The 24461-nt window shown below is 67.5% G+C and carries 23 protein-coding genes and 1 pseudogene; 7 read left to right on the top strand and 17 right to left on the bottom strand.

Translation table 11 applies throughout. The features are described 5' to 3' along the window. The 7 genes and pseudogenes from LK10_RS02165 to LK10_RS02140 all read right to left on the bottom strand — a co-directional run. A partial coding sequence (locus LK10_RS02165) for a cbb3-type cytochrome c oxidase subunit I (RefSeq protein ID WP_043119782.1) occupies positions 1-1252 on the bottom strand: 1252 nt, incomplete at its 3' end. A 382-nt stretch (positions 1253-1634) separates the two neighbouring features. Beyond that, a complete protein-coding gene (locus LK10_RS02160) occupies positions 1635-2357 on the bottom strand; it encodes a mycothiol-dependent nitroreductase Rv2466c family protein (protein WP_043119781.1) in 723 nt (240 codons plus the stop codon). 810 nt (positions 2358-3167) lie between these two features. Beyond that, positions 3168-3362, bottom strand: coding sequence for a hypothetical protein (locus tag LK10_RS02155; RefSeq protein WP_156143993.1), 195 nt, complete (start codon positions 3360-3362; stop codon positions 3168-3170). A 106-nt stretch (positions 3363-3468) separates the two neighbouring features. After that, positions 3469-4169: pseudogene (locus LK10_RS02150) on the bottom strand (MIP/aquaporin family protein). 491 nt (positions 4170-4660) lie between these two features. After that, complete coding sequence (locus LK10_RS21650; protein WP_156143992.1) at positions 4661-4828, bottom strand: hypothetical protein; 168 nt, start codon at positions 4826-4828, stop codon at positions 4661-4663. Positions 4829-4881: 53 nt separating this feature from the next. After that, positions 4882-6447 (bottom strand): signal peptidase I, encoded by a 1566-nt coding sequence (locus LK10_RS02145; RefSeq protein WP_043119779.1) that lies wholly within the window; start codon positions 6445-6447, stop codon positions 4882-4884. A 101-nt stretch (positions 6448-6548) separates the two neighbouring features. After that, positions 6549-6941 (bottom strand): hypothetical protein, encoded by a 393-nt coding sequence (locus LK10_RS02140; RefSeq protein WP_043119778.1) that lies wholly within the window; start codon positions 6939-6941, stop codon positions 6549-6551. A 532-nt stretch (positions 6942-7473) separates the two neighbouring features. Between LK10_RS02140 and LK10_RS02135 the strand changes: the two genes are divergently transcribed. Beyond that, complete coding sequence (locus LK10_RS02135; RefSeq protein WP_156143991.1) at positions 7474-7722, top strand: hypothetical protein; 249 nt, start codon at positions 7474-7476, stop codon at positions 7720-7722. A gap of 322 nt (positions 7723-8044) precedes the next feature. On the opposite strand, the gene LK10_RS02130 is transcribed toward LK10_RS02135, so the two are convergent. From LK10_RS02130 to LK10_RS02120, 3 genes are read right to left on the bottom strand one after another with little or no spacing between them, the layout of a single operon-like run. Next, the gene (locus LK10_RS02130; protein WP_043119776.1) at positions 8045-8938 is read right to left on the bottom strand and encodes a TrmH family RNA methyltransferase; all 894 of its coding nucleotides are present in this window, start codon (positions 8936-8938) and stop codon (positions 8045-8047) included. Further along, positions 8935-9729 (bottom strand): sulfite exporter TauE/SafE family protein, encoded by a 795-nt coding sequence (locus tag LK10_RS02125; protein WP_043119775.1) that lies wholly within the window; start codon positions 9727-9729, stop codon positions 8935-8937. Before LK10_RS02125 ends, LK10_RS02130 begins: the two co-directional genes overlap by 4 nt. A gap of 2 nt (positions 9730-9731) precedes the next feature. Then, complete coding sequence (locus tag LK10_RS02120; RefSeq protein WP_043119774.1) at positions 9732-10535, bottom strand: ABC transporter ATP-binding protein; 804 nt, start codon at positions 10533-10535, stop codon at positions 9732-9734. Positions 10536-10602: 67 nt separating this feature from the next. On the opposite strand from LK10_RS02120, the gene serB reads away from it, so the two are divergent. After that, complete coding sequence (serB, locus tag LK10_RS02115) at positions 10603-11481, top strand: phosphoserine phosphatase SerB (RefSeq protein WP_043119773.1); 879 nt, start codon at positions 10603-10605, stop codon at positions 11479-11481. 144 nt (positions 11482-11625) lie between these two features. Here the strand turns inward: serB and LK10_RS02110 are convergent, their stop codons facing one another. Beyond that, on the bottom strand, positions 11626-12393 hold the full coding sequence (locus LK10_RS02110; protein WP_043119772.1) for an SDR family oxidoreductase: 768 nt from the start codon (positions 12391-12393) through the stop codon (positions 11626-11628). 37 nt (positions 12394-12430) lie between these two features. After that, entirely contained in the window at positions 12431-13156 is a 726-nt protein-coding gene (gene fabG, locus LK10_RS02105) for a 3-oxoacyl-ACP reductase FabG (protein WP_043119771.1), read from the bottom strand. 203 nt (positions 13157-13359) lie between these two features. On the opposite strand from fabG, the gene LK10_RS02100 reads away from it, so the two are divergent. The 4 genes from LK10_RS02100 to LK10_RS02085 are packed head-to-tail and all read left to right on the top strand — an operon-like array spanning position 13360 to position 15485. After that, positions 13360-13836 (top strand): DUF3099 domain-containing protein, encoded by a 477-nt coding sequence (locus LK10_RS02100; RefSeq protein WP_052206837.1) that lies wholly within the window; start codon positions 13360-13362, stop codon positions 13834-13836. 11 nt (positions 13837-13847) lie between these two features. Next, complete coding sequence (locus LK10_RS02095; protein WP_052206844.1) at positions 13848-14087, top strand: hypothetical protein; 240 nt, start codon at positions 13848-13850, stop codon at positions 14085-14087. 1 nt (position 14088) lies between these two features. Beyond that, a complete protein-coding gene (locus LK10_RS02090) occupies positions 14089-15003 on the top strand; it encodes an SURF1 family cytochrome oxidase biogenesis protein (protein ID WP_043119770.1) in 915 nt (304 codons plus the stop codon). After that, positions 15000-15485, top strand: a complete 486-nt coding sequence (locus LK10_RS02085) for a YbaK/EbsC family protein (RefSeq protein WP_043119769.1) — start codon at positions 15000-15002, stop codon at positions 15483-15485. Before LK10_RS02090 ends, LK10_RS02085 begins: the two co-directional genes overlap by 4 nt. Here the strand turns inward: LK10_RS02085 and LK10_RS02080 are convergent. Beyond that, a complete protein-coding gene (locus tag LK10_RS02080; RefSeq protein ID WP_043119768.1) occupies positions 15454-16155 on the bottom strand; it encodes a pyridoxamine 5'-phosphate oxidase family protein in 702 nt (233 codons plus the stop codon). The genes LK10_RS02085 and LK10_RS02080 overlap by 32 nt on opposite strands. An 82-nt stretch (positions 16156-16237) precedes the next feature. Here LK10_RS02080 and pdxR point away from each other — a divergent pair, with 82 nt between their 5' ends. Beyond that, positions 16238-17575 carry a MocR-like pyridoxine biosynthesis transcription factor PdxR gene (gene pdxR, locus LK10_RS02075; RefSeq protein ID WP_043119766.1) on the top strand — a complete coding sequence of 446 codons (1338 nt, stop codon included), beginning with the start codon at positions 16238-16240 and terminating at the stop codon, positions 17573-17575. Here the strand turns inward: pdxR and LK10_RS02070 are convergent. The 4 genes from LK10_RS02070 to fdh form a co-directional block, all read right to left on the bottom strand. After that, on the bottom strand, positions 17562-19163 hold the full coding sequence (locus LK10_RS02070) for an ABC-F family ATP-binding cassette domain-containing protein (RefSeq protein ID WP_043119763.1): 1602 nt from the start codon (positions 19161-19163) through the stop codon (positions 17562-17564). The genes pdxR and LK10_RS02070 overlap by 14 nt on opposite strands. 109 nt (positions 19164-19272) lie before the next feature. Beyond that, positions 19273-20301 carry an NrfD/PsrC family molybdoenzyme membrane anchor subunit gene (nrfD, locus tag LK10_RS02065; RefSeq protein ID WP_081998209.1) on the bottom strand — a complete coding sequence of 343 codons (1029 nt, stop codon included), beginning with the start codon at positions 20299-20301 and terminating at the stop codon, positions 19273-19275. Continuing rightward, entirely contained in the window at positions 20298-21116 is an 819-nt protein-coding gene (locus LK10_RS02060; protein ID WP_043119761.1) for a 4Fe-4S dicluster domain-containing protein, read from the bottom strand. The genes nrfD and LK10_RS02060 overlap by 4 nt, the downstream gene beginning before the upstream one ends. Beyond that, positions 21113-24358 (bottom strand): formate dehydrogenase, encoded by a 3246-nt coding sequence (gene fdh / locus LK10_RS02055; protein WP_043119759.1) that lies wholly within the window; start codon positions 24356-24358, stop codon positions 21113-21115. Before fdh ends, LK10_RS02060 begins: the two co-directional genes overlap by 4 nt. Positions 24359-24461 lie beyond the last annotated feature (103 nt).

Genomic DNA, 24461 nt, shown 5'->3' with positions numbered 1-24461 from the left:
GCCACCAGAAGTAGAACCCGGCGAACATCGCGAACACGACGGTGCCGAAGACGACGTAGTGGAAGTGGGCGACCACGAAGTACGTGTCGGAGACGTGGAAGTCCAGCGGCGGCGAGGACAGGATGATGCCGGTGAGCCCACCGAAGAGGAACGTGATGAGGAAGCCCAGGCTCCACAGCATCGGCGTCTCGAACGTGAGCGAGCCTCGCCACATCGTGCCGATCCAGTTGAAGTACTTCACCCCTGTCGGGACCGCGATGAGCATCGTCATGAAGGAGAAGAACGGCAGCAGGACCGCCCCGGTGACATACATGTGGTGAGCCCACACGGTCACTGACAGCGCCGCAATGCTGATGGTCGCGAACACGAGGCCCTTGTAGCCGAAGACCGGCTTGCGGCTGAAGACCGGGAAGATCTCCGAGACGATGCCGAAGAACGGCAGGGCGATGATGTACACCTCTGGGTGGCCGAAGAACCAGAACAGGTGCTGCCACAGGATGGCTCCCCCGTTCTGTGGGTCGAAGATGTGGGCGCCGAAGCGGCGGTCGGCGCCGAGGCCGAAGAGCGCTGCGGCGAGCGGCGGGAACGCCATGAGCACCAGGATCGAGGTGATGAGGGCGTTCCACGTGAAGATCGGCATGCGCCACATGGTCATGCCCGGGGCACGCATGCAGATGATCGTCGTGATGAAGTTGACTCCGCCGAGGATCGTGCCAAAGCCGGCCAGTGCCAGCCCGAACACCCACATGTCCCCGCCCACCCCCGGGGTGAAGGTCGTGTTGTTCAGCGGGGCATAGGCGAACCAGCCGAAGGGGGCCGCGCCTTGGGGAGTCAGGAATCCGGCGACGACGATGACCGCTCCGAAGAGATAGAACCAGTAGGAGAGCGCATTGAGCCTGGGGAAGGCGACATCAGGGGCCCCGATCTGCAGTGGCATGACAACGTTCGTGAACCCCGCGAAGAGCGGAGTGGCGAACAGCAGGAGCATGACGGTTCCGTGGGCTGTGAAGAGCTGGTTGTACTGGTCCTTCGACTGGAGGATCTGCATACCCGGCTCGAAGAGCTCCGCCCGCATCAGGAGGGCCATCACCCCACCGAGGCAGAAGAAGATGAACGAGGTGATCAGGTACAGGTAGCCGATCGTCTTATGGTCTGTGGTGGTGAGCCACGAGACGACCACCCGGCCCATCGAGCGGGGCGCTTCCCCCACGCCCTGCGTTGCGGCCCCTGCTGTCGCTCGATCGATGGCCATGCAGCCCCCTTGAGAAGCAGAAGAGCCTTCCAGACAGCGTGCTGGAACGGCCTCCTTGAGGTTTTTGAGCCCGGCCCCCCGACCGTAACCCTCGAAAGCCGAAGCAACAACCCCTCGAGAGACAACCGATGAGCGCCGGAGGTTCTGGGAAGGAGCGGCCTCCCCTCGTCGAAGACCCCGCCCGCAGTCCGAATCTGGCCATGAGCATCAGGAGGAATCGCGATGAGCGATCAAGATCAGGACAAGCAGGACGAGAAGGAAGACCAGAACAATGACCCTCGAAGCCCGGTCGTCACGGCGGCGGGCAGGGCTACACCCCGGCGCCCGTGGGCGTGAAGCCTGAGGACTAGAAGAACGTAGTCAGCGACCCCGCCCACTGCTCTCACCCCTTGAGCCGCCGGCTACCGCCGTGCCAGTCCTCCTCCTGGCCCGCTTCCCCCGGCGCGACCCCGAAGCTGCGCAGCTGGGGCCGCTCCCGCAGGCTCCGCTTGAGCTCGGCGAAGCCCGGGAACGACGCGAGCCCGACGACGTGGTCCCACAGGGGCACCGCGTCCTCCTCCGTGGGTATGCGGCTGATCACGGGTCCGAAAAACGCGGTGCCCTCAGGCGGCCGGAAATGGACGATCGGGGTGCCGACATCCCTGCCCGTCAGGGAGAGCGCCCGATCGGTCTCGTCGCGCAGCTCCGCGTCCCAACCGGTGTCCTCCAGGGCCTCGGCCAGATGAGTCGGAAGGCCGGCTTCAGCCAGCAGCGGCTCAACGAAATCCCGGCTCCCACGTACCGCCGGGTCCAGATCGCCCGAGGAGTCGGCATCGAACACCTGGGCCCCGATGGCCTCGTACAGGGGCCCGACGACGGCGGGTCCGTGCTCGGCACGGGCCCGGGCGGCTACCCGCAGCAGGCGCAGGCCCGAGGTGTGGCCGGCCTCGTAGCCGGGCGGAAAATGCCGGTCGTAGTCGATGTGGGCATTGAGCATCCGCAGCGAGATGAACCGCCAGTTCACCCGGTAGCCGCGCTGCCGCGCTACGCTGCGCACCCATTTGCTCGTCAGCCAAGCGAATGGGCACACCGGGTCGAAGTAGTAGTCGATGTCCGATTCGATCATGCAGATTCCCCTCTGGTCTCCCGCCGCCATCCCCTGCCACTCGGCCCAAGGGCCCGCTGCTGGCCGCCGTCCGGCTGACGGTGCTCGCGCCCCTTGCGCCCTCGCACTAGAAATGCCCGCGAAGGCGGGAACGGAAACGACAGCTGCCGAGGGCGGCGAGGCACCACGCTCGAAGGCATAAATGGGGCATCGCAGCGTCCGCTCTGCCTTCGGCCGCTTCTTGGCCTGTGAAGGTGACCTACTCGGGGCTTGGAAGCCGGTGCATGCACCCGCCGCCCTCTCGCGTAGCGGGCATCGGAAGAGGGTAAGACCGGCATGTCGGGATGCACAGCAGACGCTGCGTGAGAACGGCTGAATCCACCAACACTGAAGGAGGACAAATGGCACTGCAGACGGGCGAGACATATCGCTGCCCTGATCAAGACTGCGGATGCGAGATCCAAGTCACCAAAGGAGCGAAGGACGGAGACGGGGGCGATCAGGCCCCCAAGTGCTGCTGCGGCCACAGTATGGAGAAGGTTTCCTGAGGGAAGCGACTCGGGCCGGCGCGCATTGGATCGCCGGCCCGGGTTCCTTCGGCGCCGCGTTCCAGCTGAAGGCTCCTGACGCCGCGCCTGGCCTGGGGACGGGGAGGTATGGGGCCGAGCTACTTGTTTCTCCCGTTTCCGGTCGCGTTCCTCTGTTGCCGCTCCCCGCTCCACGGACTTGCGCTCCGCTTCCTGGGCCAAGCTGGAGCTCGCTCTGCCCATGAGCCGGGCGTCCTGGAACTACACGATTCACCGACGTGGGAATTGGCTTCCCGAACCCCATTCAGGCCCTTTGCCGGGGACCGTCCACCCAGCCATGTCCGCGGATCCATCGGGATCGCACCACCCATGGCTCCGAGGGATCCGAGAGGACCACTTCCGGCGCAAGGCTGAACGGGCCGCCGAAGCGCTCGATGCTGCGCTCGGCCATGACTTTGGCGGCATCGAGGTTCTGCGCCACGAGGCTGACCTCCGGCATCCTGCACGGCTTGCCAGAAGATGAAAGGCACATCAGGCGATATTCCATGAGGGCTTCCCTCCGCCATCTTCGCTGCCCACGCTTGAGTCCCCGTCACGGGCCCCGGTCACGTGATGATCCCTTGGGCTGCCTTGGACGCAACTTTGCCGCCGCCGCGGCCCCGAAGCACGTAGGCGGCAAGGACTGCCGCAACAGCGCCGAGGCCAGGCCCTGCGAGGTAGATCCAGAAGTCGGCGAAGTTTCCCGCTACCAGCGCCGGTCCGAAGGAACGGGTCGGTTCATCGACGCGCCCGAGACGGGAGATCCCCACAGTCCGGCCAGGACTATGTAGCTTCCTGCTGCCAGCGCTGCCAGTGGACCGATGTTCTGCGCACCTGATGCCGCCCCCAGGACGACGCTGATGAGCCCGAACGTCAGCAGCGCTTCGACTGCGAACCCCTGCACTGGGGAGAAGTGGGGCCCGACGACGGTCAGCCCCAGGTCCGCCGAAGGACCGAAGACCATGCGGAGGACCGCAGGGGCGGCCACAGCACCGAGGACCTGGGCGACGACATATCCGGGCACCCTCTTCCAGTGGAAATCTCCCCTGAGCGAGAACGCGAGGGTGACCACCGGATTGAGGTGGGCCCCGGAGTTGGTCCCCATGAAGAGGATGATGGCGGCGACCATCAGACCGGGAGCGGTGACCTCTGCGGCGCGGCTGACCGAACCGCCGAAGCCCGCCACCGCTGGCGCCCCGCACGCTGTAAGGACCAGGAAGAAAGTCCCGAGGAACTCGCTGAACAGGCGCCTGAACTCGTGCGACATGTCCTCGAATTCATTTACCTGCTTCCGCTGGTACTCGGAGAGAACCAGATGGGAGGTGCCCTGCCGGGCTTGTTTCACTTGCTTCTTCTGTTCCGTCTGGTACTGCATCTTCTCGTCCTTCCGAACGGGACCGGGAGCGCTGGGGTGAGCCGGAGCAACGGGGACGGGCTGCCCCGCGTGCCGCTCCCAATCCGTGCCCCAATGCAAATGTTGCTATCAACCATGAATTGCCCCGGGCCGCTCCAGCCAAACCCCTTGGGTTCGACGTCCTGCGGCGGAGGAACCAACTCCGGTGCGAGGGCCTGCGGTCCGTGCTGCCAGCGTCTCGACCGCGCGCCCACAAGAGGCAGCGAGGAGGATCCGTCCTTCAATCGCCCTGGTTGGCCGCCTTTCCTGTGCGGAACGCTTGGGACCAACAGCCCTGCTCAATGGCGCAATCCATGGGCCGCCGTCTCCGCTGCCCTGAACCAGACGGGCCATCCTGATCTCTACTAGCTGGCCAAGAGCTCCGCTCCGTCGTCGCCGCGCAGAGAACCCAGGTGCTCGATGAGGGCACGCTCCGGCTGCTCCCGATGCTCCGAGATGAGGGCACGGAGGCGGTCCTTGCTCTCCTCGGGCAGTCCGTGGCCCTCAAGGGCTTCGCGAAGGATTCCGCACACCTGGTCCCGCAGCGTCTTCTCCTCAGGGTGCGGCGGAGGCGGCCACGGTCCATTCAGGCTCCCCCTAATGACCTGACCGACTCTTCCGCCTCGGTGGCTTCGGCCACGTCGGACGCCTGTGCCGTGGTGTTCCCGGTGCGGTAGCGGTAGGCGGTGCTCTCGTCGTTGACGAGGAAGGTCTCCACCCCGCTGCGGGACCAGTGCAGGACCAGCAGGCCGTAGCGTTCGGCGAGCCGGGCCAGGGTGGCGAAGTCGGCGACGTCGACCACGGCACGCCCAAGCGGGGTGGGCATGGGGTGCACGGGCACCAGCAGGCTCCCCCACCGGCCCCGGATCTCCTCCGCCTCGCCCACGGGTCCGCGGCGTCGGCCGGCGACGGCGAGGGCTGCCAAGGCCAGGAGCGCGGCGGCGAAGACCCCGCCCGAGAGCGGCCGGGCGGCAACCGCAGTCAGGGACCAGGCCCCGAGGGTCAGCTTCCGTTGGGACGCAGGCGAGGCAGCGGCAGCTGGCGCCTGGGACGTGAGCGATGCGGCGTCCGCGAGGCTGAGCTGGAGCGGGGTGAGGGTGAGCCTGAGCGCCGGGCTGTAGTCCGTGCCGGCTGCGTGCACGGTGGGGACGACTGCGACAGTCACCGGGGAAGCCTGGGTCCCGCTGGCCACGGCCGCCGCCTCGGCCCTTGCCTCAAGGACGGACAGGTCCAGCTGGACCGTGCCGGAGTGGGCGGTGCCGGCGAAGGGGGCAGGTGCGGTCAAGGGGATGGTGGTGTGCCAGCCTCCGGCGTTGGAGAGCTGGGCGTCGACTCCGATCGTGCCGGAGGGGCCGTGGTAGGTGTAGGCGACCGTGATGGCCCCGGCGAGGACGCGACGGAACACGGGGTCCGGCGAGGAGACTGTCGTGCCGTCGTAGGCGGGGCTCTGGTGGACGGGGGCGGTGTAGGAGAAGCTCATGCTCTGCCCCTGGGCCGTGGTGCCGGGCGCTGCGGGTCCTGCTGGGCCCGTCCAGGCCCAGGCGCCCAGCGCCGCGGAGAGCACGGCGGCTGCGGCTGCCGCCCCGGCCCATGGCCGGAAGGGCTGGCGCAGGAGGCCCGCGAGGGCGCGGGGGCGTTCAGGGGCGGCGGTGTCGAGGTGCCGGGACATGGCGGTCTTCCTTCGGGCGCGTCGGCGCCGGCGTCGGGTCAGGGCTCTGGTGCTCCCGCCGAGGAGGGCGAAGGCTGCCAGAGACAGCACGGGCGGGCTGGCGAGGGCCTTCAGGGCGGTCCCGGCCTGGGGGACGTGCAGGATGGCCTTGCCGATGATCTGAGCGGAGGTGGGGTGGTCGATGTCGGTGGACTGGTTGTTGTCGCCTTTGATGGTGAAACCGTCGGCGTTCCCGCCGATGATCCTGTGCAGGGCGACTACCGAGCCGCCGTGGACGTGGTAGGCGACGATGTCCCCCACCTTGTAGGTCTCGGCGCGGGCGACGACGACGAGGTCGCCTTGGTAGTAGACGGGGTTCATGCTCACGCCGTGCGTCACCACGACGCGGGCCTGTCCTGAGACCAGAAGCAGGCACAGGACGGCACCCACCACTGCCGCGACGGTGGCGCAGACTGGCAGGATGCGCATCAGCAGGTGCTTCACGTGCGCCTTTCAGGAGTTCGGCGAGGACAGGTGTGGCGTGGTGCGGCGCCTCGGTCGGCCGGCCCCCTAGCTGCTGGGGCAGGCCGACCGTGAGGTCAGGGTCAGCTGACGGTGACGGCGACGCTCTCGAGGCCCGTCTGGTAGGTGCCGGACGTGGCGGGCGTGCAGGTGGACTTGAAGTACGTGCCGTCGATGGCGGTGCAGGTGAACGCCGTGCCGGAGCCGTTGTTCAGCGAGATCGTCGGGGTCTTCGCGCCCGTGGCGTCGCCGAAGGTCAGGGTGATGGAGTTGACCTCGGTGTTCGCGGGTGCATCGGCGAAGCCGTAGGCCACCGAGGCGAGGGTTGCGCCGGTGACGGACTGGGAGACGGTACCGCCGAGGAACTGGGTGGCGCCGGCGTTGTCGGTCACACCCGTGCCGGTGAAAGCGGTGCCGCCGGCGAGGGCGGCCACGCCGAGGCCGGCGGCGAGCATGATCTTGTGGGACTTGCGCATGATGCTGGTTCTCTTTCGTCGTCCGGGCACAGGTATGCCCGGGATGGCAGCCAGGAATTCCTGGCTCGCGTCGGATTTCGAAGGTGGGCCTGCGGCTGCTGAGAGAGAAGAGGAGGTTCCCCGAACCTCGCGGCCGAGCCCGGCCGCCCTGCTGCTGGAGCGGATAGTGCGGCGGGAAGCGCCGACAACTTCACGCTAGGGGTCCACCGCGCCCGGCTTGGCCCTTCTTGGGCACTCTTGCGGCAACCCAATGCGAACCTTGCGATGCCCGTAGTTCCTTGAGATTCGGCTTCCCCTGGCCTTGCATTCGGCTTCTGAGCGGTGCGGGCCGGGGGTGAAGGCCCTTGCGGGGAGTACCGCGCCTAAGGGAATCACGAGATCAGTGAGCGCCGGCTCGGGCGTGCCACGCCAGTGCCAGCCGCTGAGCGCCTTGGCCATCCTCTTCCGCCTCTGCGCCCTCAAGCGCCGCTCCGCTGGCTCATGCTATATCCCATATATGGGCCGTTTGAGTGATCGATGGGTAGGGGTGTGCATGGAACGTGAACCTTCGAGGCCGGTGTATCGCCGGATCGTGGAGCAGGTCCAGCGCACAATGGACCAAGGCTCCCCGCCCCAGAAGATCGGAGCCGAGACGTGGGGGCCCGCGGTCGAGAAGCACCGCCCATCCGGAGAGGCCGTCGGGGACACCTGCGTACAGTGCGGTGAGCAGTGGCCGTGCCGGTTCCTCCGGGGGCTCCTTCGAAGCGGCATGCTCATGCCGCATGAGGGGCTGCCCTCCTAAGTGGCCAAGGGCTCCGCTTTGTATGCCTCGCGCAGGACCGGCAGGTGCTCGAGGAGAGCACGCTCCGGCTGCTCCGGGTCTCTGAGATGAGGCCGCGGCGACGGTGCTTGCGCTGCGCGTCCTGAGCCTCGTCCTCGGGTTTGGCCCTTGCGGCCGAACTTCACCCCGCGGACCCTGACGGCCGCAATGCCGACTTAGTGCCAGTCCTCCCCCGTTCGGCACGGAGCGATGCCACCAGTTCCATGAACTGCCGGTCCTCGGCAAGCCGTCGGAGCGCGAGCCGCACCGGTGGCAGCATCCGCTTGCTGTCGTCCGTCACCAGCTACCTCGCCGCGTAGAAGGCAACAGCAGACGCGGCAGCGACGTTGAGCGAGTCCACGCCGTTCATCATCGGAATGGTCACCCTCGCGTCGAGCAGCCGATCGGTCTCGGGCTTGAGCCCGTCTCCCTCGGTCCCGAAGACCAGCACCAGGTTCTGATGATCCTGGGCCACCAGCTCATCAAGAGTGATGGCCCCCGCCCCCAGGGACATGCCTGCCACGAAATAGCCCGCTTCCTTCAGCTGCTGGATCCCCTGCGGCCACGGGTCGATCCGCGTCCACGGCACTTGGAAGACTGTGCCCATCGAGACCCGGATGGAGCGGCGGTACAGCGGGTCGGCACACTGCGGCGTCACCAGCATGGCATCGACTCCGATCGCCGCAGCTGATCTGAAGACGGCCCCGACGTTTGTATGATCGGTCAAGTCCTCGAGCACTCCGATCCTCGAACGCCCCGGCCGGCGACGGCGATCAGGCTCTTGTACTTTGTGACCACCGACGTTCGTGTGGTCCACGGTGTCTTCGAGAACGGCGACGCTGTGGGCTTCGGCAAGCAGATCCTCGACCGGAACCGGCGGGGGACGGTGCATCGCTGCCATCGCACCCCGGTGGAGATGGAAGCCGGTGATCTCCTCCAGCAGTTCTGGCGGCCCCACGAAGGCCGGCACTTCCGGAAATGCATCCAGAACATCTGCGAGGCCGTCAAGCCACTTCGCAGCGAGAAAGAACGAACGCGGCTGGTGGCCAGCCGCCAATGCTCGCCGCAGCACGCGCGACGATTCAGCGATGTACAGGCCCTCGGCTGGCTCACGGACCTTCCGGAGGTGCACGTCGGTCAGGCTCGTGTAGTCGGCTACCCGCGGATCATCCGCGCCCTCAATGCGGACGACGCTCACGCCACAAGCTTCCCGAGGAGGTTGATGAGCGCGACAATGCCGAGGACCACGATGACAACACGGAGGACGTTCGGAGACATCCGACGCCCGATGCCGGCCCCAAGGAACCCGCCGAGAAGCGAGCCGACCGCAATCAGCAGCACGACAAGCCAGTTGATCCTGTCGAATGCCAGCAGCAGGTACGAAACCGCTGCGATGAGGTTCACGACGAGGCTCAGGATCACCTTCACTGCGTTCGCCTGCTGGAGAGTTCCGTGGAAGAAGATCCCGAGCACCGCCATCAGCAGGACTCCCTGGGCGGCCGTGAAGTACCCTCCGTACACGCCGATGATGAACACCAGCACGTACAGAATCAGCGGCAGCTTCTGGTGGTCGGCCTCTTCGGGCGTGACATTGGTGAGCGCCTGACGCCGCTTCGCCCACGCAGCAAGTCGCGGCTGGAAAATGACGAGCAGGATCGCAACGACAACCAGCACGGGCGCTACGAAGCCGAAGACGCTCTCCGGCAGATGGAGCAGGAGGATCGCGCCAAGAAGGCCGCCGACGAAGGAGACCGGCAGGAGCCGCAGCAGAGTCCGCCACGAGCTCGCGGCCTCGCGCCGGTAGCCCCAGGCGCCGGAGAAGCCGCCAGCCACGAGGCCCATCGCATTCGAGATGATCGCGTTGACGGGTGGGTAGCCCAGCGCGACAAGGACGGGGAACGTCACGAGTGAACCTGAGCCGACAATCGTGTTGATCGTTCCAGCCCAGAGACCAGCTACGAAGACGAGCAGGTCGCCCCAGATGTTCACGATCAGACGGCCGCGCCGGCGGTCGCCCGGCGGACAGCGGTGTAACGACCGGCGTTCGCCGCGACGTCAAGCGGCAACCCGAATGTCTCGCTCAGGTTCTTCTCGGTCAAGACGCCGTCGATCTCCCCTTCGGCAACTACGTGCCCGTCGCGGAGAAGCAAGGCGTGGGTGAACCCGGGCGGGACCTCTTCGAGGTGGTGGGTTACGAGCACTAGCGCGGGAGCGAACTCGTCCTGCGCAAGCTCACTGAGCTTGTACACAAGCTCCTCACGACCGCCGAGATCCAAACCCGCGCCGGGCTCGTCCAGTAAGAGCAGTTCGGGATCTGTCATGAGGGCCCGGGCGATCTGGACGCGCTTGCGCTCGCCCTCGCTCAAGGTGGAGAAGACTCTGCCCAGAAGGGGGCCCATGCCCCACTCGTTGAGGAGCCCGAAGGCCCGGCGCTCGTCGTCCTTCTCATACGCCTCCCGCCACCGGCCCGTCACGCCGTAGGCAGCAGTTACGACGACGTTGAGCACCTTCTCATGCTCGGGGATCTGGTTCGCAAGGGCGGCGGAGGCGAGGCCGATCCGCGGGCGCAGATCGAACACGTCCACCCTGCCGAGCGTCTCGTCGAGGATCTGGACCGTGCCCCGCGTGGGGTGCATACGTGCGGCAGCGAGCTGGAGAAGGGTCGTCTTGCCAGCACCGTTCGGCCCCAGAACTACCCAGCGCTCCCCCTCGCGGACCTTCCAGTCGACGCCGTCGAGAAGCGTTTTGGCGCCGCGGACCACGCTCACGCCGGATAGCCGGAGTACATCGTTCATGGAAGTAGACACTATTGCAGACTTCCGCCGTGGGCGAACCGCCGGGTCGGTCGATAGAATCTGGCCTATGCCATCCCGCTTCGCCTTGGTCCTGTCTGCCCGCACGCTGTTGCCGAAGGCGGGAGCCACGGCCGCCGAGCTCCTTGCCCCATTCGGGGCGTCAGTGGGGGAATTCGTGCCCTCGGGCGATAGCCGCTACGAGGTCCTGACCGCCGCCGTCGAGCTCGACGACGCCCGCCTCACCGAGGCGCGCGGCGCACTCGCCGCACTCGGCGAGGCGGAGGCTGCGCTCGTCCCGGCCCGAGTCCAGGAAGCCGCGAGCAAATTTCTCATCATGGACGTCGACTCCACCCTCATCCAGCAGGAAGTCATCGAGCTCCTCGCCGAACATGCGGGCAAGCGCGCCGAGGTGGCAGCCGTGACGGAGGCCGCGATGCGCGGCGAACTCGACTTCGCGCAGAGCCTGCACGCGCGGGTGCGAACGCTTGAGGGTCTTCCGGTCGAGGTCATCGATAGGGTCCGGGAGGCGGTCCTGCTGACGCCCGGCGCGGCCGAACTTGTTTCAGCCTTCCATTCCGCGGGGCATGCGGTGGCGGTCGTCTCCGGCGGCTTCAACCAGATCCTCGCTCCGCTCGCCGACCGGCTTTCACTCGACTTCTGGCGAGCGAACGAACTCGAGATCGTAGACGGCCGCCTCACGGGAAGGGTTGTCGGCGAGGTCGTGGACCGGGCCGTGAAGGAGCACAGCCTCCGTGCCTGGGCTGCCGAGCGCGGCGTGCCGCTCGAGGCGTGCATTGCCGTGGGCGACGGCGCGAACGACCTCGACATGCTCGGGGCTGCGGGCTTGGGGGTGGCATTCCACGCCAAGCCAGCTGTCCGCGCGGCGGCCGATGCCGCCGTCGACCTCCCCTACCTCGATGTGGTGAGGCACTTCGCCGGAGTGTGACGAGAAGTGGCCATGGATCGCGCGAGAAGTGGCCACGCGTCGGGAAAGAAGTGGCCACTCGTCGAGGAGGATTTGACTCCCTGACGAGTGGCCAGATCTCGGGCGACGAGTGGCCACTTCCGCACGCCGCCCAAGGGGCCGAAGTCAGCCGGTGAAGTGCTCCGCGCCGCCGACCAACTCCGTGTGACCGCTCGGGACCTCCGCTGTAACCATCTTGGCAACCTCGGCGGCAAACTCGTCGACGGAGTACAGCTTGCCCGCCGCCTCACGTCGGGACTCAATGGCACCGGGCGCCGCGCGCTCGAGGAGCGTGGCCGTGATGGTGCCCTCGATCATGTCGCCCGAGACCACGACGAACGTGATGCCCTTCTCCTCGAGCCACGGGAGAAGCTCCCGCAGCGCAAGTTCCCCTGCATGCTTTGAGCGTGCGACCGGCTCATAGGCGTCCATCGTGGGGACAGAGTCGATGAAGTGGGCCTGATGGCTCGTGACGAAGACCACGCGCGAACCGGGCTTCATGCGCTGCACGGCCGCTTTGAGCATCGCGACCTGCGCGTCGCGGTTGAGCCGCAGGGCGTAGTCCTCGCCAAGTCCGCTCTCCATGCCCCCGGACGCGTTCAGAACGAGGATGTCGAGCGATCCGAACCCGTCGATCGCAGCTTGGGCGAGCTTCTCGACGTCGTCCGCGTTGGTGAGATCCCCGCCCACGGCAACCGCGCGCCCCCCGGCGGCCTCGATCTCTGCGACGATCTTGTTCGCCCGGGGCGCCTTCTGCCGGTAGTTGATGACGACGGCGGCTCCCTCGCCGGCGAGGATCTTCGCCGTCGACGCGCCGATGCCCCGCGACGATCCGGTGACGATCGCCGTCTTGCCCGCGAGCGGCGCTGCCTGCGCCGTGCCCTGCTCTGTCATGTCGTTCCTTCCTTGGGTCAAGTTCTCAATCAGCTGATCAATGGCCCATGCCCAGGCCGCCGTCGACCGGGATCACGGCCCCCGAAATGTAGGCAGCCTCGCTGCTCGCGATCCAACGGACCACGTTTGCGACCTCGTCCGCGTCCGCGAACCTACCTGCGGGGACGCGCGAAAGGTATTCCTTCTGCGTCTCGTCTGGGAGCTCAGCCGTCATGTCGGTGTTGATGAAGCCGGGCGCCACGACGTTCGCCGTGATGCCCCGCGAGCCGAGCTCGCGCGTGAACGAGCGCGCTAGGCCCACAAGGCCAGCCTTCGAAGCCGAGTAGTTGATCTGTCCCGGGGCGCCGTACAGGCCGGAGACGGATGAGATGAGGATCACCCGACCGCGGCGCAGCCGGATCATGCCCTTCGAAGCCCGCTTGACGACCCGGAACGCGCCCGTGAGGTTGGTGTCGAGGACCGAGGTGAAATCGTCCTCGCTCATCCGCAGGAGAAGGGTGTCCTTCGTGATCCCGGCGTTCGCCACAAGCACCTCGACGGGTCCGTGCGCAGCCTCGACTTCGGTGAACGCCCTGTCTATCGATGCCTCATCCGTCACGTCGGCTTGGACGCCGAGGATGCCCTCGGGGAGTTCGGTCGGCGTACGGTAGGTGACCGCGACCTTGTCGCCGATTGCGGCGAACGCCTTCGCGATGGCGAGTCCGATGCCGCGGTTTCCTCCGGTGACGAGGACGCTGCGCGGGGTGTGGGCTTCCGTGCTCACAGTGCTCCTTCGAGGGGTCGGTGATCCGGCAGCGTGTGGGACGGGAGCGGCGGGCGCGCCGGCGTCCGACTGCCGTTGTCTGTCTAGGATCCTAGCCGCCACACGGCCGCCGCGCCGCTCGGCGAGCGCCAAACGGTGCGGCAGGCACGCGCGGATTAGCCCGCTCGGTTGCCCAGTGGGAGAATAGATCGACTGGGAGAGTGATGAAGCGATTGACTGACGGGACCGGTGACGGCCCCGAGGACGAGCGGTCCTCGGAGGATCCAGAGGTCCACAGCATCACGACGGCGGCCGAGGCCCACAGCGTTGACATGCATAAACGCATGGTCCGCTACGCCACCGCCATGGCTATCCGTGTGGTCTGCATCGTGGCGCTCTTCTTCCTCGACGGGTGGCTCAAGCTCATCGCGATTGCAGGCGCGGTCTTCCTCCCATGGGTCGCGGTCGTCATCGCGAACGCGCAGGACAAGGCGGAAACAACGAGCGATGGCCTCCTCGACGCCCCTCCCCCGGCCCAACTCGAAGGTGGCTACGGCAGGGTGGCCGAGGACGACGTCGTCCTCTCGGGCGAAGTGGTGAACGGAACGGACGACGACGCCCGAACGGACGGTGGCGGAAGGGCCGACGAGGCGCCGGGTGATCAGAACGAGAGCGTTCGCAAGGAGGAGAAGAACGGGTGAACCTGCTGGGAATGCTGCCAGACGGTGAGCAGGAATTCGCGGTCTGCTCGCGCAAGGGCTGCCGCGCGCCCGCCGGGTGGGAGCTGCTCTGGAACAATCCCCGCATCCACACCCCGGATCGGCGGAAGGTGTGGCTCGCGTGCGGCGAGCATCGGGACTGGCTCGAGGACTACCTGCAGACTCGATCGCTCTGGATTGAGACGGTGCCGCACTCGGAACCCACCGTGACGAGCCAGGACGGGGACCGCTGACGTGTACCGATTCCTCTTCTCCCGCCAGTGGCTCACCTATCTCGGCCTTGCAATCCTGTTCGCCGTCGCGTGCGTCTTCCTGAGCCGCTGGCAGATGTCGCGGCTCGCCGAGACGCAGGCCGTCATCGACCTCGTCAACCGGAACTACAACGCGTCACCGGTTCCGTTCGATCAGGTGGCGGACCAGTTCAAGCAGCTCTCCTCGGACCACGAATGGCAGCAGGTCAGCCTGCACGGCACATATGACGTCGCAGATACGCGAGTGGTCCGGAACAGGCCGCTCAACGGACAGCCAGGGTACGAGGTCGTCGTCCCGCTGCGCCTCGATTCAGGCCAGGCCGTCATCGTGGACCGGGGCTGGCTGCCGATCGGCAACAAGGAGCAGGGCAAGCCGGATTCAGTGCCTGCGCCGGCGTCAGGCGAGGTGACCGTCGTCGTACGCCTTCTGCCGAGCGAGGCGAGCCTCAACCGGGGAGCGCCCGCCGGCCAGCTCGCAGAGATCAACCTCCCGAACTACGCGGCGCAGCTCCACTACCCGATCCTGACGGGGGCGTACGGCCTCATGGCGAGTGAGTCGCCGGCGGCTGCTGTTACCCCGACCGCGCTCCCCATGCCCCAGCCCGACGACGGAACGCACCTCTCCTACGCACTCCAGTGGCTCGCTTTCGGCGTACTGATGTTCATCGGGTTTGGCTACGCCGCACGCCAGCACGCACGGAACAAGGCGATCGATGCTGCTGCCGAAGCCGCCGAGGCGGCTGCGACGGCGCGCGAGGAAGGCTTGGACCACGTCGAAGCCCAGCGCGCCGCGGACGCGGCCGCGGCGCGAGCAGCGCGCTTCACCCCGAGGAAGCGCAGGCGTCCCACCGCCGAGGAGGAAGAGGACGCGATCCTCGACGCCCAAGGCTACCGGTGACGCACGGGGATCAAGGCGACCCGGCCGCCGTCGAGCGCGTGCGCCGCGCTCTGCTGGCGGCGGGGCTCCCGGACAGCGTCCGGACGTTCGACGACGACGTCCCGACCGCCGCCGCGGCCGCCCAGGCCTTGGGATGCACCCTCGGAGCGATCGCCAACAGCCTTGTCTTCGAAGCCGATGGGCATCCCCTGCTCATCCTTGCGAGCGGAGCGGCGCGGGTCGACACGAAGCTCGTCGCACGGCGCCTCGGCGTCGGGAAGATCCGCCGAGCTTCGCCGCCCTTCGTGCTCGCCCACACGGGCCAGCGCGTGGGCGGCGTCGCGCCGATCGGGCATCCCCAGCACCTTCGGACGCTGATCGACGTGCATCTCAGCGGATATCCCGTCCTCTGGGCTGGTGCCGGCGACCACCGTTCGATGCTGTCGATCGCCTACGCCGACCTCTCAAGGATCACGGACGCTGAACCTCTAGAAGTCCGCTAGCCGAGCCTAGCGTTGCGGCCCGGTCCGCCACGTCCGCCGGCGCCTGGCCCACACAGTCGCCATCGGGCACGGGAGCGGCCGCTCGTCGGCTGAGCGGGATGTGCCCGCCCCACACACCGGCAGCGATGTCCTCGGGTTCGTCTACCGGCCCGCCAGACCGCTGCTTCATGGATGCTTCGGCCAGCGGAACTGCCAGCACAGCTGTCGCCGCGAGCTCCTTGCGCGTGCTCGGCCGCAGCGTGGCCCACCGGCCAGGGATCATGTGATCGACGATCGCGGCGAGGGCGCGCTCTCGTTCAACTGGATCATCAACGAGGCGGGCGGCCCCGATGACGACGGCGCTTCGGTAGTTCATGGAGTGGTGGAACGAGCTCCGGCCGGCGACGAGGCCGTCCAGTTCAGTGATCGTGACGCAGACATCACGGCCAAGGGCCTTGGCAAGCCAGCCGGCAGCGACCGATCCATGCAGATAGAGCGTTCCTCCGCTGTCGGGGCCATCGAAGTCAACACCGAAGGCCGTCGGAAGAACCACCGGGTGGTCGCCGGCGATGACGCCGAGATGGGCTAGCAGAGCCTCCTCGAGGAACGCGTGGAGGAGGGCCCTGTCCCCGACGGCTCGGTTGCGTCCCCGGCTGATGGCGGTTCGCGGGGTCGGTGAAAGTGAATCCATGGCTCTATCCTCGAACAACAGTGGCCTGAGAACACGGGCCACTTTCCCGGGATTCCGGCAGGCCATTTCGAGAGGATGCTTCATGCGGGCCCTACCCATCAGCCTCGACCGGGCAGCCCAGAGCCCTCTTCCCTCACAGATCGCCGGGCAGGTCCGCGCCCTCATCCTTGCCGGAACGCTCCAGCGGGGAGACCGGCTCCCCTCCACCCGATCGCTGGCCTCCGAGCTCGGCCTCTCCCGATCGGTGGCAGACAGAGCTTATGAGCAGCTCATGGCCGAAGGCTGGACCGAGACACGCCACGGAGCGGGCACCTTCGTTGCGGCTGCACGGCAGCAACCGTCGGAAGGCGGCAGGACGCGGCGACCGAGGCAGCCAGACGCCCCGCTCGTCCGGCTCGACGCCGGGACGCCGTGGGGCTTCCGACGACAGGACGCAGGGTGGCGCCGCGCGTGGCGTGAAGTATCCGCGACCGAGCCGCCGCGCGGCTATGACGATCCGCGAGGCCTCCTCGAATTGCGGGAAGCCCTCGCCGAGCGCCTTGGCCGCACGCGCGGACTGAGCGTAGGTCCCGACGAGATCATCGTGACCGCGGGCACGACGGACGCGCTACGCCAACTCCTTCCGGAACTCCCGCCCGGTTCGGTGGGGATCGAGGACCCCGGCTACCGCGCAGCCGTCGAGACCGTGCGTTCCTCGGGTCGAGACGTCCTGGACCTGCCCGCGTCGCGCCCGATCACGTCCCTGAACGGGGCTGTCGCCGCCTACGTGACGCCAGCCCACCAGCACCCGCTCGGCCACGTCATGCCCGCGACCGATCGGCTGATACTGCTCGGCACCGCGCGCCGAGAGGACGCCGTGATCGTCGAGGACGACTACGACTCCGAGTTCCGCTACGACGTCGCCCCCGTGCCGGCCCTTGCGAGTCTCGACAGGGAGCGCGTTGCCTACATCGGGACAGCAGCGAAATCAGTTGTCCCTACCCTGCGCATCGGATGGCTCGTTCCCCCGCCCGGCCTGATCGACGCCGTCGTACGACGGCGGGAGGTCACCCACAGCGGCGCGGCCTGGCCGTCCCAGCGGGCGCTGCTCACGCTCCTGCGGGACGGCTGGATCGACCGCACAGTCAGGGCTGCGCGGCGCGTCTACGCAGAGCGCGCGGCCCGAGTCGTCGCCGCGCTCTCACCCCACGCCGAACTCGCTGCCCCCATCGCCGGCATGTATTCGGCGTGGCTCCTGCCCGAGGCCCGGGCTGTGCAGGCCCGAGACGCGGCGCGAGCTGCCGCTTTCGAGATCAACCTGCTGAGCGCCTATGCAAGGACAAGCCAAGTGTCAGGACTCGTCATTGGGTTCGGCGGACCCACCGATTCCGAACTCGAGCGCGCACTCAATGTCCTTGGCGAATCGCTCAGGCGAGCGTGATGAGGTCGAGATAGTCCGCGTTCCAGAGGTCCTCCACGCCGTCGGGAAGGAGCACCACCCGCTCGGGATTGAGGGCCTCGACTGCCCCCTCATCGTGGCTGACCATCACGACGGCGCCCTTGTAGGTCTTGAGGGCACCGAGGATCTCGCGCCGGCTGGCCGGGTCGAGGTTGTTGGTGGGCTCGTCGAGGAGCAGGACGTTGGCACTCGAGGCGACGATCGTCGCGAGGGCGAGGCGGGTCTTCTCGCCGCCGGAGAGCACGCCAGCTGGCTTGTCGACGTCGTCGCCCGTGAAGAGGAATGAGCCGAGGATGCTGCGGACGTCGGCATCGCCGAGGTGGTCGGGGGCGGCGCGGCGCATGTTCTCGAGCACTGTGCGGTCCGGGTCCAGCGTCTCGTGCTCCTGGGCGTAGTACCCGACCTTGAGTCCGTGGCCCTCGCGGATTTCCCCCGTGTCCGGGGAGTCGACCCCCGCGAGCATCCGCAGGAGTGTGGTCTTTCCTGCCCCGTTCAGGCCGAGGATGACAACGCGCGAGCCGCGGTCCACCGCGAGGTCGACGTCTGTGAAGATCTCGAGGGAACCGTAGGACTTCGAGAGCCCCTCCGCCTGCAGCGGAGTCTTGCCGCACGGTGCCGGCTCGGGGAAGCGGAGCGCGGCCACGCGATCCGCGACGCGCTCCTCAGCGACCCCCGCGAGCAGGCGCTCGGCGCGCTTGGCCATGTTCTGGGCGGCGACGGCCTTCGTCGCCTTCGCGCGCATCTTGTTCGCCTGGTCGAGGAGCACCTGAGCCTTCTTTTCGGCGTTGGCCCGCTCGCGCCGTCGTGCGCGCTCATCGGTCTCGCGCTGGGTGAGGTACCGCTTCCAGCCCATGTTGTAGATGTCGATCGCGGCCCGGTTCGCGTCGAGGTGGAAGACCTTGTTGACCGTTGCCTCGAGCAGATCGACGTCGTGCGAGATTACGATGAGACCGCCCTGATGCGCCTTGAGGAAGTCCCGGAGCCATGCGATGGAGTCAGCGTCGAGGTGGTTGGTGGGCTCGTCGAGGAGCAGCGTGTCGGCCGCCGAGTACAGGATCCGCGCGAGTTCAACGCGCCGTCGCTGTCCACCCGAGAGCGTGCGGAGCGGCTGGTTCAGGATGCGGTCCGGCAGCGCCAGATTCGCCGAGATCGCTGCCGCCTCCGCCTCGGCCGCGTACCCGCCCCCGGCCAGGAACTCCGCCTCGAGCCTGTCATAGCGCGCCATCGCCTTCCGTTGGACCTCGGCGTCTCCGCTCGCCATCGCCGTCTGCGTCTCGCGGAGCTTGCGGACGACGACGTCGAGACCGCGCGCTGAGAGGATACGGTCGCGCGCGAGCTGCTCCATATCCGGGGTCCGTGGGTCCTGCGGGAGGTAGCCGATCTCACCGCTGCGCGTGACCGTGCCGGCCGCGGGGAGTCCATCGCCCGCAAGGACGCGCGTGAGCGTGGTCTTGCCCGCTCCGTTCCGCCCGACGAGGCCGATCTTGTCTCCCTTGTCGATCCGGAACGTCACTCCGTCCATGAGCAGGCGCGCGCCGGCGCGGAGTTCGAGGTCTTGGACAGTGATCACGTGGGAGAGGCCTTTCGCATGGTAGGCCCGAATTGAGCCACGTCCCATGCTAGTGATCCCGGGCGGCTGAGACACATCCGCCCGGGATCGTCGCTGTCATCGCCCCCGCTCAAGCTGGCTGGGAGTCACCCGCCGGGCTCGTCGCCGTCGTCGTTCCCGCCGTCCTGGCGTTTGCTGCCTCGACTGCGGCAGCCTCCTTGCCGGTTCCCGTCCCTGTCCGGTCACCCGCCGGCCGACCGGCGTCGAGCCGCTCGCGCTGCGGCACGACGACGTACTTCGGGTCCCTCGTCGATGCGCGCCCGGCCTCGAATACCCCGAAGCGAAGGAGCGCGGAGCCTGTCGCGACGGAGAGGCCGCTGAGCGTGCTCACGAGGCGGGAAGATCGGCCGCCCAGCGCGAGCCCAACCGCTCCCCCGACTGTGCACGCCTTCGAGAGCCGCAGGAGCTTCCCGGCCCGTCCTTGATGGAACGTCTCGGCCGAGAGGTGGCCGCTGCGCTCCATGGCCAGGCTCATGGCCGTCTCGACGGCGGCGCCGGCGACCGCCATGCGCCGTGCCGGCCCGCTCTCGGCGAGCGGAGCCAGGGCCGCCGCGACACCGCCTGCGGATGCGGCGGCCGAGCTCGCGAAGACGAACGGGAGCCGGCCGTGAGCGTCATGCCATGTCGGGACAGCTGTGTCCGCGATCAGGACTGCGGTGTACGTCGCGACCGCCGAACCGGTGATCCCTGCGCCGATTCCAGCGGCCTTGCCCGCGCGGGGGAAGATGCCGAGCACGTTGGCGGCCGCACTCGCCCCCGCGAGCGGACCGTATGCGGAAAGGATCCACGAACCCACGCTCATGGGGGACGTCGGCTTCGCGACGCGAAGCATGTTCACGAACCTCTCGGGGCGGCCCAAGTCATGGACGAGGGCGACGACCGAAGCAGAGATTGCGGCCAGCGACGTCAGCTTGGCAGTCCGCTCGAGTCCGGGACGCCCGCTGTGCTGGGCGCCGACCGCAAGGATCGACGAGGCGCCCGCGAGGCCGCCCGCGAAGATGTAGCCGGCGATGTCGAGCGCCTCCCACGTCGGCTCCTTGAGAATGGGCCTTCCGTAGTAGGAGGTGAACTCTTCCCGGCGTTCGCGCCGCGGGCTCACTTCTTGGCCCCCCAGAAGACGAGAGCCGCCCCGGCGAGGAGGCCCGCCGCGGCGCCAGCCGCACGCTTCCACATCGCAGGGAGGTCACGCGTGGTCACGACGGGGTCCGGCGGAAGCCCGTACGTCTCGGGCTCGTCCAGCAGGAGGAAGAAGGCGCCGTCGCCACCGACGCCGTTCTCGGGATCGCGCCCGTAGAGCTGCGCACCCTCCTCGCCGCGCTCATGGAGCTCCGCGAGCCGAGCATCAGCGCGCTCGCGGAGCTCGTCGAGCTCGCCGTACTGGATCGACTTCGTCGGGCAGGCTTTGGCGCAAGCGGGCTCCTCGCCGGCTTCGAGCCGGTCGTAGCACATTGTGCACTTGAAGGCCCGGCCATCGTCCTTGCGCTGGTCGATGACGCCGTAGGGGCAGGCCGAGACGCAGTAGCCACAGCCGTTGCAGATGTCCTGCTGGACCACAACCGTCCCATGCTCCGTGCGGAACAGGGCTCCCGTGGGGCAAACGTCGAGGCACGCCGCATTGGTGCAGTGCTTGCAGACATCCGAGGACATGAGCCACTTGACCCCGTCGTGGGCCGAGGGATCCTCCGCTGGAACCTTCTTCTCGATGAACGCCACGTGGCGCCACGTGCTGGCACCAAGGGCCGAGGTGTTGTCGAACGATTCGCCCGTCAGCTCGAGCGCAGTGTCGGCAGGAACCGAGTTCCACTCCTTGCACGCCACTTCGCAGGCTTTGCAGCCGATGCAGAGACTCGTGTCCGTGAAGAATCCCTTGCGCGGGACGCCCAGGCTGGGCATACCGAGTTGGGTGACGCTCATGCCTTGATTCCCTCCATGCCGGTGTGCTCGTCGATGCCGGCGCGCCGGCGGTACTCGTCAACGAAGGAGACGAGGTCTGCGCCCCTCGGCCGCCGCCCCGGGCGGATGTCGACCGTCAGCGCCTTGACCTCCTGGATGTGGACGTTCGGATCCATGGAAATCGATGAAAGCTCGTTCATCGCGTCTCCACGGCTGAGCCCGTTGGGACCCCAGTGGTAGGGCATGCCTATCTGGTGCACCGTGCGGCCGTGCGCGCTGAGCGGCTTCATCCGGTCCGTCACGATGACGCGCGCCTCAATGGCGCCGCGGGCTGAAACGAGCGTGGCCCATCCACGGTGCGTGAGGCCGCGTTCGGCAGCGAGCTGGGGTGAGATCTCGCAGAATGACTCCGGCTGGAGCTCCGCGAGGTACGGGAGCCAGCGGGTCATCGCTCCCGCGGTGAAGTGCTCAGTGAGGCGGTACGTCGTGAGGACGTAGGGGTAGACCTCGGCGCCGCGTTGCTTCCCGCTCGGGTGGTACCGGTTGCCCTTGCGCGGCAAGAGCTTCCGCATCGGATTCCGGTCCTGGCCATAGAGCGCATTCTCGAAAGGCGACTCCTGCGGCTCGTAGTGAGTGGGCATCGGGCCGTCGACGAGGCCCGCAGGAGCGTAGAGCCAGCCCTTCCCGTCGGCCTGCATGATGAAGGGATCGGTTCCGGAGATGGCGTCGGGACCCCTCGCGTCGTCGCCAGGGCGATACGACGGCGGCTTGGTCGGCTCGAAGTCCGGGACGTCGTCGCCCGTCCATTTGCCCTCCGCCTCGTCCCACCACACGAGCTTCTTGCGCTCGCTCCACGGCCGTCCTTCCGGGTCCGCCGACGCGCGGTTGTAGAGCGCGCGCCGATTGGCCGGCCATGCCCAGCCCCATTCGCGGCTGGAGACCGTCTGTTCCGTGTGGGGCTTGCGGCGAGCCGCCTGGTTTACGCCGTCAGCCCAGCATCCGCAGTAGATCCAGCATCCGCACGACGTCGACCCGTCATCCTTGAGTTGGGTGTACGCGGAGAGCGGAGAGCCATCGGCAGCCCTGCCGTTGATCTCTGCGAAGACCGACTCCGCGTCGGGTTCGTCCTGCCCCCCGATCGTGGGGTAATCCCAGGTCAGGTCGAGGACGGGCCTGTCGGCGAGATTCTGTGACTCGGCGAGCAGCTCGCGGATCCGGTTGCCAAGGTGCCAGATGAACCAGAGGTCGCTCCGGCGGTCGGCTTCTGGCTCCACCGCCTGATCGCGCCATTGGAGCAGTCGGTTGGTGTTGGTGAAGCTGCCGGCCTTCTCCGTGTGAGCGGCAGCCGGGAAGAAGAAGACCTCGGTGGCGATGTCCTCGGTGCGCATCTGGCCCGTCGCGATCTCGGGCCCGTCCTTCCACCACGTGGCACTCTCGATGAGTGAGAAGTCTCGGACGACGAGCCAGTCAAGGTTCGCCATCCCTGCACGCTGAAGGTGGGCGTTCGCAGAGCCGACGGCAGGGTTCTCCCCCATGAGGAAGTAGCCCTTGCACGTTCCCTCCAACTGCGCGTTCACCGTGTCGTAGGTACTGTGGCTGCCCGTGATGCGGGGAAGGTAGTCGAAGCAGAAGTCATTTTCCGCGGTCGCAGCGTCACCCCACCAGGCCTTGAGCAGGCTCACGGTGTAGGCCCGCATGTTGGCCCAGAATCCGCCCTGCGCAGAGTCGGCCTCGATGTAACCGTCAAGGTCCAGATGATGCTCGGCATGGGGGCTGGGAAGGTAGCCGGGGAGCAAATCGTAGAGCGTGGGGATGTCGCTCGAGCCTTGGATGCTTGCGTGCCCGCGTAGGGCCATGATCCCGCCGCCCGGCCGCCCGATATTGCCGAGCAGAAGCTGGAGCACCGAGGCCGCCCGGATGTACTGGGTGCCCGTGGTGTGCTGCGTCCAGCCGACCGCATAGGCGAACGCCGTGGTGCGCTCGCGGCCCGAGTTGGATGTGAGGGCGTCGGCGACCTCGGCGAACAGCTCCTGCGGGACTCCGCAGATCTGCTCGACCATCTCGGGCGTGTACCGGGCGTAATGGCGCTTCAGGACCTGGAACACGCAGCGAGGATTCTGCAGCGTCTCGTCTCGCTCCCACTGCCCATGGACGCCGGGGCCCCCAGAGCCGTGCGACTGAGCGTGGGACGAGCCGCCGAGCGTGCTTCCAGATTCTTGCAGGTGGGAGTCCCGCTCCCCCGACGAGGCCGCCGCGTACCCGCCTTCGTACTGCCATGTCTCGCTGTCGTACGCCTGCTGCTCCGGATCGAATCCCGAGAAGAGTCCGTCAAGGTCCTCGGTGTCCTGGAAGTCTTCTCGCAGGATGGTCGCTGCATTCGTGTACTTGACCACGTACTCCCGGAAGTACGCGTCGTGATTGATGACCCAGTTGATGAGGCCCCCGAGGAACGCGATGTCCGTCCCAGCGCGAATCGGCACGAAGGTGTCGGCGAGCGCGCTTGTGCGGGAGAAGCGGGGGTCGACGTGGATGATCTTCGCTCCGCGTTCCTTGGCCTCCATCACCCATTGGAAGCCAACCGGGTGGGCTTCGGCGAAGTTCGAGCCCTGGATGAGGATGCAGTCGGCGCGCTGGAGGTCCTGAAGATAGGTCGTGGAGCCGCCGCGGCCGAAGCTCGTGCCGAGGCCCGAGACGGTCGAACTGTGGCAAACGCGGGCCTGGTTCTCGACTTGGACTACGCCGAGTGCGGTGAAGAGCTTCTTGATGAGGTAGTTCTCTTCGTTGTCCAGAGTTGCACCGCCGAGGCTCGCGATGCCCAGCGTGCGGCGGGTGCGGATTCCCTCGACGTCCCATTCCCACGTGTCGCGGCGGGTGTCAACGACGCGACGGGCGACCATGTCCATCGCGGTTTCGAGGTCGAGTCGCTCCCACTCGGTGCCGTGCGGGCGGCGATAGAGGACGTACTTCTCGCGCGAGTCCCCCGTTGTGAGCTGGAGCGACGCCGATCCCTTGGGGCAGAGCCTTCCCCTGCTGATCGGCGAATCGGGATTGCCTTCGATCTGGACGACCTTCTCGTCCTTCACGTAGACCTTCTGCGCGCATCCCACCGCACAGAAGGGGCAGACCGAGTCAACTACTCGGTCTGCCGTTTCAGTGCGCGCTTTGTGTTCCTCCGTCGCGCGCGATTTCGCCGCGTGGTGTCGGCCTGACGGATCATGCTCGAGAAACTGCCGCAGAACCGGCCACTGCAGCGGACTTGCCATGGGACACTCCTTCCCGCCTCGGACCGCGACCGCGTGACATTCATCACACAGCGCACGGGAGCCATACTAGCCCTGCCGTCTTGGTGCCCCGCCAGCCCTGAAG

The sequence above is a fragment of the Sinomonas humi genome, from assembly GCF_000802235.1.
Classification (GTDB): domain Bacteria; phylum Actinomycetota; class Actinomycetes; order Actinomycetales; family Micrococcaceae; genus Sinomonas; species Sinomonas humi.
Note: the sequence above shows the minus strand (reverse complement) of the source record. Positions and strands in the feature narration are given on the sequence as shown.